The 15694-nt window shown below is 68.2% G+C and carries 8 protein-coding genes; all 8 read left to right on the top strand.

Features of this window, described 5'->3' with window-relative positions; translation table 11 throughout:
* The first annotated feature begins 93 nt into the window (after positions 1–93).
* Complete coding sequence (locus AC07PR_RS13785; protein WP_377152801.1) at positions 94–1389, top strand: sugar MFS transporter; 1296 nt, start codon at positions 94–96, stop codon at positions 1387–1389.
* Complete coding sequence (locus tag AC07PR_RS13780; RefSeq protein ID WP_495135617.1) at positions 1386–2555, top strand: LacI family DNA-binding transcriptional regulator; 1170 nt, start codon at positions 1386–1388, stop codon at positions 2553–2555. Before AC07PR_RS13785 ends, AC07PR_RS13780 begins: the two co-directional genes overlap by 4 nt.
* A gap of 8 nt (positions 2556–2563) precedes the next feature.
* On the top strand, positions 2564–4801 hold the full coding sequence (locus AC07PR_RS13775) for a glycoside hydrolase family 2 protein (protein WP_495135616.1): 2238 nt from the start codon (positions 2564–2566) through the stop codon (positions 4799–4801).
* An 8-nt stretch (positions 4802–4809) separates the two neighbouring features.
* Positions 4810–6498, top strand: a complete 1689-nt coding sequence (locus AC07PR_RS13770) for an alpha-L-fucosidase (RefSeq protein WP_495135615.1) — start codon at positions 4810–4812, stop codon at positions 6496–6498.
* A gap of 53 nt (positions 6499–6551) precedes the next feature.
* Entirely contained in the window at positions 6552–7631 is a 1080-nt protein-coding gene (locus tag AC07PR_RS13765) for a glycosyl hydrolase family 18 protein (protein ID WP_377152793.1), read from the top strand.
* Between the two features lie 11 nt (positions 7632–7642).
* Positions 7643–10036, top strand: coding sequence for a family 20 glycosylhydrolase (locus AC07PR_RS13760; protein WP_495135614.1), 2394 nt, complete (start codon positions 7643–7645; stop codon positions 10034–10036).
* A 15-nt stretch (positions 10037–10051) separates the two neighbouring features.
* Positions 10052–12727, top strand: coding sequence for a beta-mannosidase (locus AC07PR_RS13755; protein WP_495135613.1), 2676 nt, complete (start codon positions 10052–10054; stop codon positions 12725–12727).
* 255 nt (positions 12728–12982) lie between these two features.
* Positions 12983–15679, top strand: coding sequence for a TonB-dependent receptor (locus tag AC07PR_RS13750; protein WP_483107251.1), 2697 nt, complete (start codon positions 12983–12985; stop codon positions 15677–15679).
* Positions 15680–15694 lie beyond the last annotated feature (15 nt).

The following is a 15694-nucleotide window of genomic DNA, read 5'->3' as shown; positions in this document are numbered from 1 at the left end:
CTGCGACGGTGATCTGACTCGATTGACAACAGTGTCATTAAGTCAGTTAAATGAGTTCGAGCCCGCACCAACCGCCTATATCGGAGTCCTTGAATGCCCACTGCCGGAACCTCTCCCCCTTCCGCACCACGCGCGCCGCTGGGACCGGTGGTCATCATTGGCCTGCTGTTCTTCATCATGGGGTTCTTCACCTGGATCAACGGACCGTTGATTGCCTTCGTGAAGCTGGCCTTCGATCTGGACGACGTGAACGCCTTCCTGGTGCCGATGGCGTTCTACCTGTCCTACTTCTTCCTGGCCCTCCCGTCCGCGGCGGTGTTCAAGCGCACGGGGATGAAGCGCGGCATGGCCATCGGCTTGCTGGTCATTGCGGGCGGCGCGGTCGTCTTCGGCCAATTCGTGTCCTTGCGCCTCTATCCGGGCGCGCTGACCGGCTTGTTCGTGATCGGCGCCGGCCTGTCGCTGCTGCAGACCGCGGCCAACCCCTACATCAGCATCGTCGGCCCGATCGACAGCGCCGCGCAGCGCATCGCCTGGATGGGCATCTGCAACAAGGTGGCCGGCATCCTGGCCCCGCTGCTGCTGGGCGCGGTGGTGCTGTCCGACGTCGGCGGCCTGGCGCAGAGCCTGCAGTCGGCCGATGCGGCGACGCGCGAGACGCTGCTGAACGCCTTCGCCCACAAGGTCCGGTTGCCCTACATGATCATGGCCGGCGTGCTGGCCCTCCTGGCGGTGGGCATCCTGCGGTCGCCGCTGCCGGACATCAGCGCGGCGGACGCCAACCGCGGCGAGCCGGACGCAGGCGGCGCCCGACGTGGCTGGGCGTCCTTCCCCCACCTCTGGCTGGGCGTGGTCTGCCTGTTCGTCTACGTGGGGGCGGAGGTGATGGCAGGCGATGCCATCGGCACCTATGGCGCGGGCTTCAACCTGCCGGCCGACCAGACCAAGTTCTTCACGTCCTTCACCCTGGTGGCCATGCTGCTGGGCTACGTGGCGGGCCTGGTGCTGATCCCGAAATTCATTTCCCAGCAGGGCTATCTGGCGGTGTCCGCGTCGCTGGGCGTCGTCTTCTCCCTGTGCGCATGGGCCACGCAAGGCTACGTCTCGGTCGGCTTCGTGGCCGCCCTGGGCTTCGCCAACGCCATGATGTGGCCGGCCATCTTCCCGCTGGCCATCCGCTCGCTGGGCGAGGCGACCGAGCGCGGTGCCGCGCTGCTGATCATGGGCATCGCGGGCGGCGCCATCATTCCCCAGGCCTTCGCCATCCTCAAGCAGCACCACGACTTCCAGCTGGTGTTCCTGTGCCTGATGGGGCCCTGCTATCTCTACATCCTCTTCTACGGGCTGGCGGGCTATCGCGTGGGTCTGCGCAAAGGGGATGCCGAATGAAACCCACCGCAAAACCCAAGACCAGGGCCAAGGTCAAACCTGTCGACACCGAGACCGTCGGCACCCCACCTCACGACACGGACGAGTCCGCGCCGACGGAGACGGCGAAGACCGCGAGGACCGCGGCGGCGCCTCGCGCGTCGATCCGGGATGTGGCCGAAGCGGCCGGCGTGTCGCTCAAGACCGTGTCCCGCGTGATCAACGAGGACGACGCCGTCCGCCCCGAGATGCGCGAACGCGTGCGCCAGGCCATCGCGGCACTGAACTACCAGTCCGACCCCTTGGCGCGCAGCCTGCGCAGCACGCACTCCTTCGCGATCGGACTGGTCTACAGCAACCCGAACGCGCATTACCTCGTCAGTCTGCAGAACGGCGTGCTCTCCGCGTGCAGGGAGCAAGGCTACGGCCTGCAGATCCACCCCTGCGGCACGCCGGCGCACGGCTCGATCCAGGAATTGCTGGACCTGGTGCGGCGTTCGCGCCTGGCCGGCCTGGTGCTGGCGCCGCCGATGTCGGAACAGCGGGACCTGGTGCAGGCGCTGGCGGCGCACGGAGTGGTCGTGATCCGCATCGTGTCGGCCGGCGACGACCCGCGGGACATGCAGGACTGCGTGCGCATCAACGACCGTCGCGCGGCCCATGCCGTCACGGAGCACCTGATCCAGCTGGGCCACAGCCGCATCAGCTTCCTCTGGGGCGACGGGCACTACGAGTCCAGCATCCAGCGCCATGCGGGCTACATGGATGCGATGCGCGACTACGGCGTCGAGGTCGATCCGGGCCTGGTCCTGGAAGGGGAGTTCAACTTCAACTCCGGCTTCAGGCGCGCCCGCAAGCTGCTCGCGCTGGCGTCGCCGCCCACGGCGGTGTTCGGCAGCAACGACGAGATCGCGGCCGGGGTGCTGGCCGCGGCCCGCTCGGTCGGGTTCGACGTGCCCAGCGACCTGGCCATCGCCGGATTCGAAGACAGCCCCTTCTCGCAGCTCACCTGGCCCCCGCTGACCACCGCCAGGCAGGACACGGTGGAGGTCGGACGCCGCGCGGCCCTGCGCCTGATCGAGCGCGTGCGCCATGCCCAATCCGGCAAGGTGCCGACGCTCGGCGCCGAAGAGTTCACGCCCGAGTTGGTGGTCCGCGGTTCCGCCGCGCCGCCGCGCCGCCGCTGAGGTCGTCGATGCATCTCCCGCCTCTCCTTTCCGCGTTGACGGCCCGCGTGGTGCTGCTGGCCAGTCTGGTGCTGACGCTCTCGGGCCTGCCCGCCCTGTCCGGAGCGGCGACGCGCATCGACATCAACGACGACTGGCAGTTCCGCACCGACCCCAAGGACGAAGGCGTCGCCGCGGGTTGGACGCGCGACGTGCCGGGCCAGACGCGCGGCGTGACCGTGCCCCATTCGTGGAACGTCGGCGCCGACGCCGACTTCGAAGGCACGGGCTGGTACTTCCGCCGCCTGGACCTGTCCATGCCATTGGACGACGAGGCGCATGTCGAGCTGAACTTCGGTGCCGCCTTCTACCGCAGCCGCGTCTGGCTCAATGGCGTGGAGGTGGGTCGGCACGAAGGCGGGCACACGGCGCATGCCTTCGACATCAGCCGCCTGCTGCAGCGTGGCAAGCCCAACCTGCTGGTGGTGGCGATCGACAACCGGCCCACCGCCCGCAGCCTCCCCGGCTACGCGATGCGCCTGGCCGGCAGCGGCAGCGTCTGGTACGACTGGTGGCACTACGGCGGCCTGGTGCGCGACGTGTGGCTGAGCGTCGGTGACAGCGCCCTCATTCGCGGCCAGACGCTGCGCGCCACCCTGAGCGGGCGGCTGGCCGGCCGGACCGTCGGCGAGGACCCGGCACGGGTCAGCGCCCGCGTCGACCTGAGCAACGCCAGCGCCCGCCCGCGCCAGCTCCACCTGCTCACCACCGTCTTCGCGCCGGACGGCGGCAAGGTCTCGAGCACACGCGAAGCCCTGCAACTGCCGGCGGGGGGCAAGCGCAGCGTGGACCTGGCGCTGTCCATCGCCCGGCCGCAGCTGTGGAACATCGGCGACGGGCGGCTCTACCGCGTCGTCACCGAACTGCAGGAGGCCGACGGCCGCGTGCTCGACGTGCGGACCGACACGCTCGGACTGCGGCGCATCGAACTGCGGGACCGCAAGCTCTGGGTCAACGACAGCCCGGTCCGCCTGACCGGCCTGACGCGTCACGAAGACTCCCCGTGGGAAGGCCTGGCGGAGACCCGCGGCACCATCGTGCACGACTGGGACGACCTGCGCGCGCTGCACACCACGCTGACCCGGCCGGTGCACTACCCGCAGCACCCCGTCGTGCTGGACTACGCCGACCGGCACGGCATCCTGCTGGTGCCGGAGATCCCGATGTGGCAGTTCAGCGAGGCCCAGATGAAGGACCCGGCCGTGCTGGCCCTCGCCCGGACGATGCTGAGCGAGATGATCGCCGCGGACGGCAACCACGCCAGCATCTTCGCCTGGAGCGTCTGCAACGAAAGCGATACGCGCCTGCCCGGCGGCCTGGCCTACGTGCGGCGCATGAAGGCGCTGGTGCGGGAACTGGACCCGACGCGCTTCTTCACCTTCGCCGATTCCGACGTGAGCATCGCGCCGTGGCAGGACAACCCGGCGCTGCACGAGGCCGACTTCATCATGGCCAACGCCTACTTCGGCAGCTGGAGCGGTGCCGCCGAGCAGGTCGACCCCTGGCTGGACTTCATCCAGAAGACCTACCCGGAGCAGGCGCTGGTCATCTCCGAGTACGGCTACGTCGGCCCCTTCGCGCCCGATGCCGCCGAGGCGGACCGCCAGCGCATCGCCAACCTGCGCCAGCAACTCGATGCGTTCGCGCGGCGCGACTTCGTGGCCGGCGCGATCTTCTGGATCTACCAGGACTACAAGTCCCATCGCAACCTCGCCGTCGGCGAGACGGCCGGCTACGTGGACCACGGCGTGGTGGACGAGAACCGGCAGCGCAAGCCGTCGTACGCGGCCTACCAACAGCGCAATGCGCCCTTGAACGCCCGACTCGGCTGGGCGTGGACAGGCGACGGGTTGACCGGCTTCCAAGCCGTGCTGCAGGCCAACGGCACCACGCAACTGCCGTCGTTCCCGCTGCTGGGCTATCGCGCCGAGTGGCGAATGATGGACCGCGACGGCCGGCTGATCGCGCAGGGTGCGCAGGAGATGCCCACCTTGTCGACGCCGTTCACGCTGCAGGGCCGATGGCCCGCCGAGCAGCGCCTGGTGGCCGCCACCCTGCGCCTGCGCGTCTTCGCGCCCGATGGCGCGCTGGCGCTGGACACCCGACTGGACCAGGCCGCGTTGCGCCTGGGCGCCGCGCCCTTCCCCGCCATCGGCGAGACCCCTCCCGCCGCTGCCACCGGCACCGCCCCGCAGGTGGCGCCATGAACTCCGCCATGAAGCACCTCCGCATGCCTGCATCGACACTGCGCCGCCTGGGCGCCTTGGGGACCCTCGGCGCCGCGCTGGCGGCGAGCAGCCTGGCACCCGCCTGGGCGCAGGCCGTCCCCGCCGCCGACCCGACCGCGCCGACCGCCGCGACGCTCTCGCCGGCCGAGATCGACGCCATCTGGCGCAAGTCGGTCAGCAAGTTCGACGGCGAGCGGAGCCGCGTGCTGCGCCAGGTGCAGGCCGGCGTGAAGGCCGGCCCCTTCCGTGCCGACTGGACCTCGCTGCAGGGCTACACGCCGCCGCAGTGGTACGCGGACGCGAAGTTCGGCATCTTCGTGCACTGGGGCGTGTTCTCCCTGCCGGCCTTCGGCAACGAGTGGTACTCGCGGGACATGTACCAGCAGGGCAGCAAGCCCCATGAGCACCACCTCGCCACGTACGGCACGCCGGCCAGCGTCGGCTACAAGGACCTGATCGACCGCTTCAAGGCCGATCGCTTCGATCCGCAGGACTGGGCGCGCCTGTTTGCCCAGGCGGGGGCCAGGTATGTGGTGCCGGTGGCGGAGCACCACGACGGCTTCGCGATGTATCGCTCCCGGCTGAGCGACTGGACGGCCGCCACGATGGGCCCGAAACGCGACGTGCTGGGCGAACTGGCCCGGGCGATCCGCGCGGAGGGCATGCGTTTCGGCACCTCCTCGCACCGCGCCGAACACAACTGGTTCTTCGACGGCGGACGCCACATCGCCTCCGACGTGAACGACCCGCGCTACGCCGCGTTGTACGGGCCGGCGCAATTGCGCGAGCTGCACGGCAAGGACGACGGCGACCTTCCGCACGACTGGACCTACGTGTCCCAGGCCTGGCTGGACGACTGGCTCGCCCGCACCGCCGAGCTGGTCGACGCCTACCAGCCCGACCTGATGTACTTCGACTGGTGGATCGGCCACGCCAGCATGCGTGCGACCACCATGCCCACCTTCGCCGCGTACTACTACAACCAGGGGGCCCGGCGCGGCGAAGCCACCGTCATCGACTTCAAGCTGGATGCCTTCCCGCAAGGCGCCGGCACCTACGACGTCGAGCGCGGACAGATGATCGGCATCCAGCCCCAGACCTGGCAGACCGACACGTCGATCAGCAACGCCTCCTGGGGCTACATCGACGGCGACACCTACAAGCCCGCCGGTCAGCTGCTGCATCAGTTGATCGACGTGGTGTCCAAGAACGGCAACCTGCTGCTGAACATCGGCCCGCGCGGCGACGGGAGCATTCCCGACCCGGCGCGCGACATCCTGCTGGAGATGGGCGCGTGGCTGAAGCTCAACGGCGAGGCCATCTACGGCAGCCGGCCCTGGACGCGCTTCGGAGAAGGCCCGACCGAGGTGGTGGGCGGCACCTTCCAGGACCGCAACGCCAAGCCCTACACGCCCGAGGACTTCCGTTTCACGACGCAGGGCGACGTCCTCTACGCGATCGGGCTGGGCTGGCCTCAACCGCGGGCCGACGGCCGCAGTGAACTGCTGATCCGCTCGCTGGCGCCCGGCGCGCTGATGGCACCGGTCCAGCGCGTCACGCTGCTCGCGGACCGCAGCGCCATCCCCTTCACGCAGGACGCCGCAGGCCTGCACCTGCGGGTGCCCAAGGAGCCCGTGGGCCGCCACGCCTACGTCTTCAAGATCGAGTCGCGGTGAGCGCCATCGCCCGACCCGCCCCTCCGCATTCATCAACGCCACCCTCCCCCGCCATGCCTCCCTCCCCCCTCCACCGGCTCCTGCGGCTGTGCGCCGCGTCCCTCCTGCTGCTGCTGACCGGCTTCATGCAGCAGGCCCTGGCCGCGCCGCGCGCGCTCTTCTACATGATGGAGACGCAGAAGTCGGTCAACGCCTTCGTCGCGCATGTCGACAAGGTCGACCTGCTCGTGCCCACCTGGTACGGCGTCGATGCCGCCGGCCTGGTCAACGGCGCGCCCAACCCGCTCGTGCTGTCGCTGGCCAAGAGCAAGCGGGTGCCGGTGATGCCCATCCTGTCGATGACGACCAACCGGGAGGGCTTCCACAAGCTCCTGCACGACGAGCAGGCCCAGGCCCGCATGAATGCCTCCCTGCTGCGTGCCGCCAAGGAGCATGGCTACGTCGGCTTCCAGTACGACTTCGAGAACATCGCCTGGACCGACCGCGACGCCTTCACCAAGATGGCCAAGGGCACGGCGGACGCCCTGCACAAGGTGGGCCTGACGCTGAGCGTCGCCGTGGTGCCCAACGCCCCCGGCGCGGCCGGCCGCGGCCCCTTCTCCAAGTGGATGTGGGAGTACTGGCGCGGCGCCTACGACCTGGAAGCCCTGGGCAAGGTCACGGATCTGGTCTCGCTGATGTCCTATGACCAGCACACCCGCTGGACCGCGCCCGGTCCGGTCGACGGCTATCGCTGGATGAAGGAGCACCTGGACTACGCGCTCAAGGTCGTGCCCCGGCACAAGCTCTCCCTGGGCATCGCGTTGTACGGCTACCGCTGGTCCACCGGCAATCCGGTCCGGGACGACGGCAAGGAGGCGCCGAACATCGTCGGCGACTACATCGATGCCGACGAGTCGATCCCGCTGGCCGCCACGTACGGCGCCAAGATCCGCTGGGACGAGGACGACCGGACCTCCTACTACTGGTTCGAACGCGACCAGATGCGCGAATGGGTGTTCATGCCCGATGCGCGTGGTTTCCGCGAGCGCTACGAGCTGGTGAAGGCGTCCGGCATCGACGGTTTCAGCGCCTGGGTGATCGGGGCCGAAGACCCCGCCGTCTGGGACGAACTGCCGCTGTCGCGTCGTTGAGGGCGGTTGCGATGCGAGCCTGTCGCCCCGCCATCCTGCCCGCGCGCCGCGTGGTGCGTGCGATGCAGCTCGCCCTGGCGCTGACCGCGGCGGGTGCCGCGCATGCCGGCGCCGAGGTGCTGCCGCTCGTGCCGATTCCGGCCCAGGTCGCGCGCGATGCGGGCGTCCTGCGTCTGTCGCCGGGCGCCGTCATTGCGGTTCCTCCGGGCGACCGCGGTGCCCGCCGCGCGGCGGCGTTCCTCGCGGCCATGGCCTGGCGCGACCGCCACCTGCGCCTGCGGCTGCGCGAAGGCATGCGCGGCGACATCGTGCTGCGTCGCGACGCGCGCGCGCCTGCCGCGCCTGCCGCACCCGATGGCGCCTACGAACTGGCCGTGACGCCCGGCGGCGCCACGCTGCAGGCGCGCAGCGACGCCGGGCTGTTCTATGCCGGCGTGAGTCTGTGGCAACTGCTCAGCGCCGATGGCGCGCAGGGCGAGGCCAGCGTGCCGGCGCTGCGCATCGCCGATCAGCCGCGCTTCGGCTGGCGGGGCCTGATGCTGGACGTCGTCCGTCATTTCGCGCCCCTGGACGAGGTCAAGGCGCTGGTCGACCAGATGGCGCTGCACAAGCTCAATGTGCTGCACCTGCACTTGAGCGACGACCAGGGCTGGCGGCTGGAGATCAAGCGCTACCCCGACCTGACCCGCATCGGCGCGTGGCGCACGCCCCCCGGCGGCGAGCCGTCGCGCTACGGCGGCTTCTATACGCAGGCCCAGATGCGCGAGCTGGTGGCCTACGCGGCCGATCGCCACATCACCATCGTGCCGGAGCTGGACATGCCCGGGCATGCCCAGGCCGTGGTGGCGGCCTATCCGGGCGTGGGCGTGGACATCGGCGACGGCCCGGGCCGCAACCCGCGGCCCGCCGTGTCGGTGAACCATGGCGTGAACCCCTACCTCTACAACGCCGACGAATCGACCCTCCGCTTTGTCGAGCAGGTGATGGACGAGGTGATGGCGGTGTTCCCGTCCACCTTCATCCATGTCGGCGGCGATGAAGCGATCAAGGACCAGTGGCAGGCCTCGCCCACGGTGCAGGCGCGCATCCGGGCACTGGGCCTGGCCAACGAAGAAGCCTTGCAGAGCTGGTTCATCGACCGCATCGGACGGCATCTGGAGCGCCACGGCCGGCGTCTGATCGGCTGGGATGAAATCCTGGAAGGCGGCCTGCCCAGCGGCGCCTCCGTCATGTCCTGGCGCGGCACCGAAGGCGCCGTCGCGGCCGCCAGGCTCGGCCACGATGTCGTGCTGGCGCCGGCGGGCTCGCTGTACTTCGACAACCTGCAGAGCGCGCGTGGCGACGAGCCCGAAGGGCGGCTGGCCCAACTGCCGATCGAGAAGGTCTATGCCTTCGAGCCGATGCCCAGCGACCTGGGCGCCGACCGCGCCAGGCACGTCCTCGGGGTGGAAGCCGCGTTGTGGACGGAATACATGCCCTCGCGCAAGCACCGGGAACACGCGATCTTCCCGCGCATCGCCGCGCTGGCCGAAGTGGCCTGGTCGCCGGCCTCCGCGCGCGACTGGCCCGGGTTCCTGCCGCGTCTGGCGCTGCAGCGGGCCCGCTATCTGCGCCAGGGCGTGAATGCCGCCGACAGCGCGTTCGCCGTGCAGTTCGACATCGACGGCGGTGCCGCGGCGATGCTGGCCGCGGGAGCAGCGCCGGTGCGCCTGTCCAACCAGGTCAGGCAGGGACAGATCCGCTACACGCTGGACGGCTCGGAGCCTCTGCCCACGTCACCGGCCGCGGGCGGCGCCGGGGGCGCCGGGGGCGCCGGGGGCGCTGACGATGAGCCGCTCATCATCAAACTGCCCGCACGTCTGCGCGCCGTCGCCTTCGACGCCGCGGGCCGGCCGCTCGCCGCCGTGCGCGAGCAGCGCTTCGACGCCGCGACGCTGCTGACCCGCACGAGCAACGAGCTCCAGGCCTGCCCTCCCGGCGAGCTGGGTCTGCGGGTGCCCTTGCGCACCGAGGCCACCACCTGGGCGCCCGTCTACAACGTCAACCTCCTCGATGCCTGCTGGATCTACCCGCAGGCACGCCTGGACGGCGTGCACGGCGTCTCGGTCCAGGCGGGACGGCTCGCGCGCAACTACGGACTGGCGCATGACGCGGTCAAGGTGATCCAGCACGCGGCCAGCACGCCGACGGGAGAGCTCGAAGTGCGGCGGGACGACTGTGGCGGGCCGCTGCTGGCAGCCCTGCCGTTGCCGGCGGGCAGCGCGCCGGACACCTTCACCCTGACCGCGGCGTTGCCCCCCTCGGCGGGCGTCCACGACCTTTGCCTGCGGTTCACCGCACCCATCGACGGCCCGCTGTTCGCGATCGACGCGGCGCGCCTGCTCCTCCACGCGGATACGCACTAGTCGCAGCGCCTCCAGATGCACAAGTCCCTCCTCATTGCCCGTTGGGTCCAGGCCGTGCGCGCCCTTGGCCTGGCGGCCACGCTCGCCGGCGTGACGCCATGGGCGCTGGCGCAGATGCACACGCAGCCGCTGGACGCGGGCTGGCAGTTCCGCCTGGCCGATCCGGAGGCCGCCTCGGCCCATCCCGAGGCCGCGACCTGGCACGGCGCGACCGTGCCAGGCACGGTGCAGACCGACCTGCTGGAGGCCCGGTTGATTGCCGACCCCTTCGCGGCGGACCACGAAGCCCGCCTGCAATGGATCGGGCTGTCGGATTGGGAGTACCGGCTGGAGTTCCAGGTCGACGCCGCGACCCTGGCCCGCGAGCAGGTCGACCTGGTGTTCGACGGCCTGGACACCTTCGCCGGCATCAGCCTCAACGGTCAGCCGCTGGCGACGACCGACAACATGTTCCGTCGCTGGCGGCTGCCGGCCAAGGCCTTGCTCAAGCCCGGTCGCAACACGCTGCTCGTGCGCCTGCAATCGCCCATCAAGCGCACGCTGCCCTGGCTGCTCAAGCAGCCCTACGCCCTGCCGGGCGCTTACGACTCACAGTTCGGCGACGAACCCAAGGGCGTGGCCACCGCGACCTATGTCCGCAAGGCGCAGTACCAGTACGGCTGGGACTGGGGGCCGCGTTTCGTGACCCTGGGCATCTGGCAGCCGGTGCGTTTGGAAAGCTGGAGCCACGTCCGCGTCGAGGATTTCCACGTCCGCCAGCAGCGCGTGGACGAAGGCGTGGCGCAACTCGCGGCCGAGCTCGAGGTGGACGTCACCCGCGCGGGCCCGGCCCGGCTGCAGGTCGAGGTGGTGCCGCCCAGCGGTGCCGCCTTCACGCTGACGCAGGACGTGATGCTGGATCCAGGCCGCAATGCGCTGAGCGTGCCGGTGCGCATCGAACGTCCGCAGCGCTGGTTCCCGGCGGGCTATGGCGCGCAGCCGATGTATGCGCTGCAAGCCACGCTGACGCAGGGGGGTGTCGAACTGGCCCGCGTGGCGCGTCGCACCGGTCTGCGCACCGTCGAGCTGCGACGCGAGAAGGATGCCTGGGGCCGAAGCTTCGCGTTCGTGATCAACGGCATTCCGGTGTTCGCCAAGGGCGCGAACCTGATCCCGCTCGACAGCTTCCCCAACCGCGTCACGCGCGCACGGCAGCGCGCCCTGCTGCAAAGCGCCCGCCGCGCCAACATGAACATGCTGCGGCTCTGGGGCGGCGGCTACTACGAAAGCGACGCGTTCTACGAAGAGGCCGATGCCCTGGGCCTCCTGATCTGGCAGGACTTCATGTTCGGCGGCGCCATCCTGCCGGCGGACACGGGCTTCCAGGAGAACGTCCGCCAGGAAGCCGTCGAGCAGGTGCGCCGCCTGCGCGATCACCCGAGCATCGTGCTCTGGTGCGGCGGCAACGAGGTGCAGGCCGACTGGGAAACGTGGGACGCCACGCTGGCCTTCAAGAACCGGATCTCCCCGGACGAGCGCGAGCGGCTGTGGAGCGCCAACCTCAAGCTGTTCGGCGATGTGCTGCGCGGCGTCGTGCAGCGGCATGCGCCCGAGGTGCCCTACTGGGCGACGTCGCCCGGCGTCGACCTCGAGGGGCCGTCCGGCCAGATGGACGATGGCGACGTGCACTTCTGGCGGGTCTGGGGCGGCTCGGCGCCGGTCGAGACCTTCCTGACCACCACGCCGCGCTTCATGTCGGAGTACGGCCTGCAGTCCTACCCCGAGATGCGCACCGTCGCGAGTTATGCCGGTCCCGAGGACCAGCGCGTGGACTCGCCGGTGATCCGCGCGCACCAGAAGTTCGGCGTGGCCGCGGGTCCCGACGTGGGCAACGATCGCGTGCTGTTCTACATCCGCAAGAACTACGGCGAGCCCAAGGACTTCGCCTCGTTCGTCTACCTCAGCCAGGTCATGCAGGCCGAGGGCATCGAACTGGCGGCCACCCACCTGCGCAGTCAGCGCCCGCGGTCCATGGGCTCGCTCTACTGGCAGCTGAACGATGTCTGGCCCGGGGCCTCCTGGTCGAGCGTGGACTTCTTCGGTCGATGGAAGGCGCTGCAGTTCCACGCGCGGCGCTTCTACGCGGACACGACCGTGACGGCCCTGCGCCTGGCCGGCAAGACCGACTTCTCCGTGGTCTCCGACAAGGTCGAGCCCTTCGACGCTGAAGTGCGCCTGCGCGTCTCGGACCTGGATGGCCGCGTCCTGCGATCGGAACGTACGGCCGTGGTCGTCAAGCCCCTCGCCGTCACGCCCGTCTGGCAACGCGCCGACGCCGCCCTCCTGCAAGGTGCGGATCCCACCCGGACGGTCGCCGAAGTCGAGTTGATCGCCGGGGGCAAGGTGGTGGCCAGGCAGCCGGTTTACTTCGTGCCCGCCAAGGATTTGAAACTCGTTGATCCCCAGTTCCAGACCCGCATCAGTCCGGATCCTTCCGGTGCGCCGGATTCCTGGCGGCTGTCGATCACATCCACGTCTTTCGCCCGCGCGGTGTGGGTCGATTTCGGCCTGCTGGATGTCGAGCTCGAGGATAACTCGCTGGATATCCGTGCCGGCGACGAAGTGGTCATTCCGCTGCGGTCCAAAGCGTCGTTGCCAGCATTGCAGGCGCAGCTGAATCTGCGCTCCCTGGTGAATTCAATACTGCATTGATCTTGCTCGGGAAGATCGACCGACACAGCTTTTGTATTTGTTATTTCATGCCACAAGGATATAGGGAATCCGAATTGACGGAATGGAATCGACAAGAGGCTGGCAGGGCTCATGAGGCCGCGTGCCAGCGACAGATGGCCCAACAGACTGCGCCGGCGCAGTGTTCTGGCACATCCGTCGAACATCCCAACCACCGTGGCCCCATCGACAGTCTTGGCACTGTCCCCCTCCACGCCCCCCTCTAAGAAGATTGCGATGATGAAACCGAATCGACTTCTCCTGAAAACCACCCTCGTGTCCTCGCTCGCGGCCATTTACGGGCCCGCCGCATTTGCACAGGCGGCGCCGCCACCGACGCCGCCGAGTGCCGCAGCGTCCGCGCCCGTGGCCGCACCGGCAGCCGCACCGGCAGCCACCCGCGATACCAAGGCCGAGGCGCTGGAAACGGTCAACGTGACCGGTTATCGCGCCAGCCTGCTGCGCGCGATGAATCTCAAGCGCAACGCCGACTCGATCAAGGATGTGATCAGTGCCGAGGATATCGGCAAGTTCCCCGATACCAACGCGGCCGAATCCCTGGCCCACCTGCCCGGCGTGGCGGTGGACCGTCTGTACGGCGAAGGCGAAAAGGTCAGCATCAACGGGACCGATCCGGCGTTGAACCGGGTGCTGGTCAATGGCCAGACCATTGCCTCGGGGGATTGGGGCGGAAACCCCAGCGACACCAGCGGCCGCACCTTCAACTACACCCTGCTGTCGCCGGAAATCATCGGCGTGATGGAGGTCTACAAGTCGCCCGAAGCGCGCATCGACGAGGGCAGCATCGGCGGCACGGTGATCATTCATACCCGCAAGCCGCTGGATCTGCCGGCCAATACCTTGCGGGGCTCGCTGGGCTACAGCTACAACGACCGTTCCCGGGATGGCAATCCGCGGGCGTCCGCGCTGTACAGCTGGAAAAACGAAGCCAACGACTTTGGTTTCCTGGCTGCGGTGTCGCATGACAAGCAAACCCTTGCGCAAGCCGGCATCGAGTTCTTCGGCTATACCACCGGCAATGGCATCAGCCCGTCGGCGACGATCTCGGGCAGCGGGAATCCCCAGACGGCGCGCATGCCCGTGGCCATCGACAGCGACTTCTTCCAGCAGACGCGTCAGCGCGACAGCTTCCAGGGCGCCTTGCAGTGGAAGCCCAACGACAAGAACGAGTTGAACCTGACCGGCATCTATGTGCACGGCCAATACAACAACTACAGCGAAGCGCGATATGCCTGCCCGGGTTGCGGCGACGTCGACAAGATCACCCAGGCGACCGTCAACAACGGACTGATCACCGCGGCCACCGTCACGGCAGGCGCCGGCAATGGCAACCAGCCCTATGCCGAACTGGATGCGAATTACCGCGAGTCCACGGTTGTCACCAAGAGCCTGAACCTGCGGCACGATTTCAAGGGCGATGATTGGAAACTCGCCAGTCAGGTGGGTTACACGTCAGCCTCCGGCGGCAAATCGCCGGAATACCTGATGAAGTATCTGCTGAAGTCGGGCGGTTATTCCTTCAACTACGGCCCCAAGCAGGCGGGCATCGTCTACGACAACGGCAGCGCGTCCAACTGGGGCCTCCCCGGCGCGCCGGCCGGCTCCGCGCCCGGCGCGCAGATCGACGGCAAATACCAGGCGGGCGGCATTTACTACGCGGAAAGCAGCGACCGCGAGCGCTACGGCCAGATCGACCTGTCCCGGCAGCTGAATTGGGGCCCGATCAATGAAGTGCTGATCGGCACCAAATTCATCAAGCACGACAACGGCGTGTCCGCGCGCGGCAATCGCATCAATACCACGAGCGACATCAGCCTGGACCAGTTCGGCAGTTCTCACGCGCCGTCGGGGCTGTACGACGGCCTGGATGTGAGTGGCGATATCCGGAACTGGCCGACCGCCGACCTGGGGCAGGTCAAGAACTACCTGCTGGGTCAACCGCAGGGACCGTTCACCACGGACTATGGCTCCTCCTTCAGCGTGCGTGAGGACACGACCAATCTCTACACGCAGTTCAATTACGACGTGGGCGGGTGGCGAGGCAACTTTGGTGTCCGTTATGTGCACACCAAGGACGATTCGAACTATTACCTGTCGAACGACGGCGGCAGCACCTATGCGCCGACGACCACCGACACGAGCTACAACAAGTTCCTCCCCAGCTTCAACGCCGCCTATGAGCTGGATTCCACCAAGGTCGTCCGTTTCTCGGTGGCGAAAGTACTGGCGCGTCCGCGGTATTCCGATCTCGCCGGCGCCACCAACCTGGATCTGGTGAGAGGCACCGGCAGCGGCGGCAATCCCAACCTGAAACCCTACGAGTCGACCAACTTCGACGTGGCGGGCGAGTGGTATTTCGCGCCGCAAAGCATGGTCGGCGCCGAGTTCTTCTATCGCGACGTGAGCAATTACGTGGTGAATGTGACGAACGACCGGGTCATCAACGACCGCACCTTCTCGATCAGCTCGCCGGTCAATGCCAGCTCGGCCAAGGTCAAGGGGCTGTCGCTGATGTATCAGCAGAACCTGGGTTATGGCTTCGGTCTGCAGACCAACTACACCTATGCCAAGGCGGATACGGGCGAAGGTCTCAACCTGCCCTACCTGTCGAAGAATACGGTCAACATCATTCCGTATTTCGAGTACGCCGGTTTCGCGGCTCGTCTGGTCTACAGCTGGCGTTCGCAATACTTCACGCAGATCGGTCGCCTGAATTCCCAGGATTTCACCGACCAGTACAAGCAACTGGATCTGTCCGCCTCCTACGAGATCACGAAAAAGATCGGGATCAGTTTGAGCGCGACGAATCTGCTGGACCAGACCTATTACCAGTTCAGCGGTACGAAGGATGCGCCCACCGGCTTCTACAAGAACGGACGCACGATCGTGCTGGGCATGAACTTCAAGCTCTGAGCGTGCCACGCTGAT

It is taken from the genome of Roseateles sp. GW821-FHT09H11 (assembly GCF_059415845.1).
The sequence above is the reverse complement of the archived record's forward strand: the minus strand, read 5'-3'. Positions and strand labels throughout refer to the sequence as shown.

Excerpts from the sequence above, each read along its gene's own strand:
- AC07PR_RS13785 (WP_377152801.1), top strand. The coding sequence starts at position 94 with ATGCCCACTGCCGGAACCTCTCCCCCTTCCGCACCACGCGCGCCGCTG.
- AC07PR_RS13780 (WP_495135617.1), top strand. The coding sequence starts at position 1,386 with ATGAAACCCACCGCAAAACCCAAGACCAGGGCCAAGGTCAAACCTGTC.
- AC07PR_RS13775 (WP_495135616.1), top strand. The coding sequence starts at position 2,564 with ATGCATCTCCCGCCTCTCCTTTCCGCGTTGACGGCCCGCGTGGTGCTG.
- AC07PR_RS13770 (WP_495135615.1), top strand. The coding sequence starts at position 4,810 with ATGAAGCACCTCCGCATGCCTGCATCGACACTGCGCCGCCTGGGCGCC.
- AC07PR_RS13765 (WP_377152793.1), top strand. The coding sequence starts at position 6,552 with ATGCCTCCCTCCCCCCTCCACCGGCTCCTGCGGCTGTGCGCCGCGTCC.
- AC07PR_RS13760 (WP_495135614.1), top strand. The coding sequence starts at position 7,643 with ATGCGAGCCTGTCGCCCCGCCATCCTGCCCGCGCGCCGCGTGGTGCGT.
- AC07PR_RS13755 (WP_495135613.1), top strand. The coding sequence starts at position 10,052 with ATGCACAAGTCCCTCCTCATTGCCCGTTGGGTCCAGGCCGTGCGCGCC.
- AC07PR_RS13750 (WP_483107251.1), top strand. The coding sequence starts at position 12,983 with ATGATGAAACCGAATCGACTTCTCCTGAAAACCACCCTCGTGTCCTCG.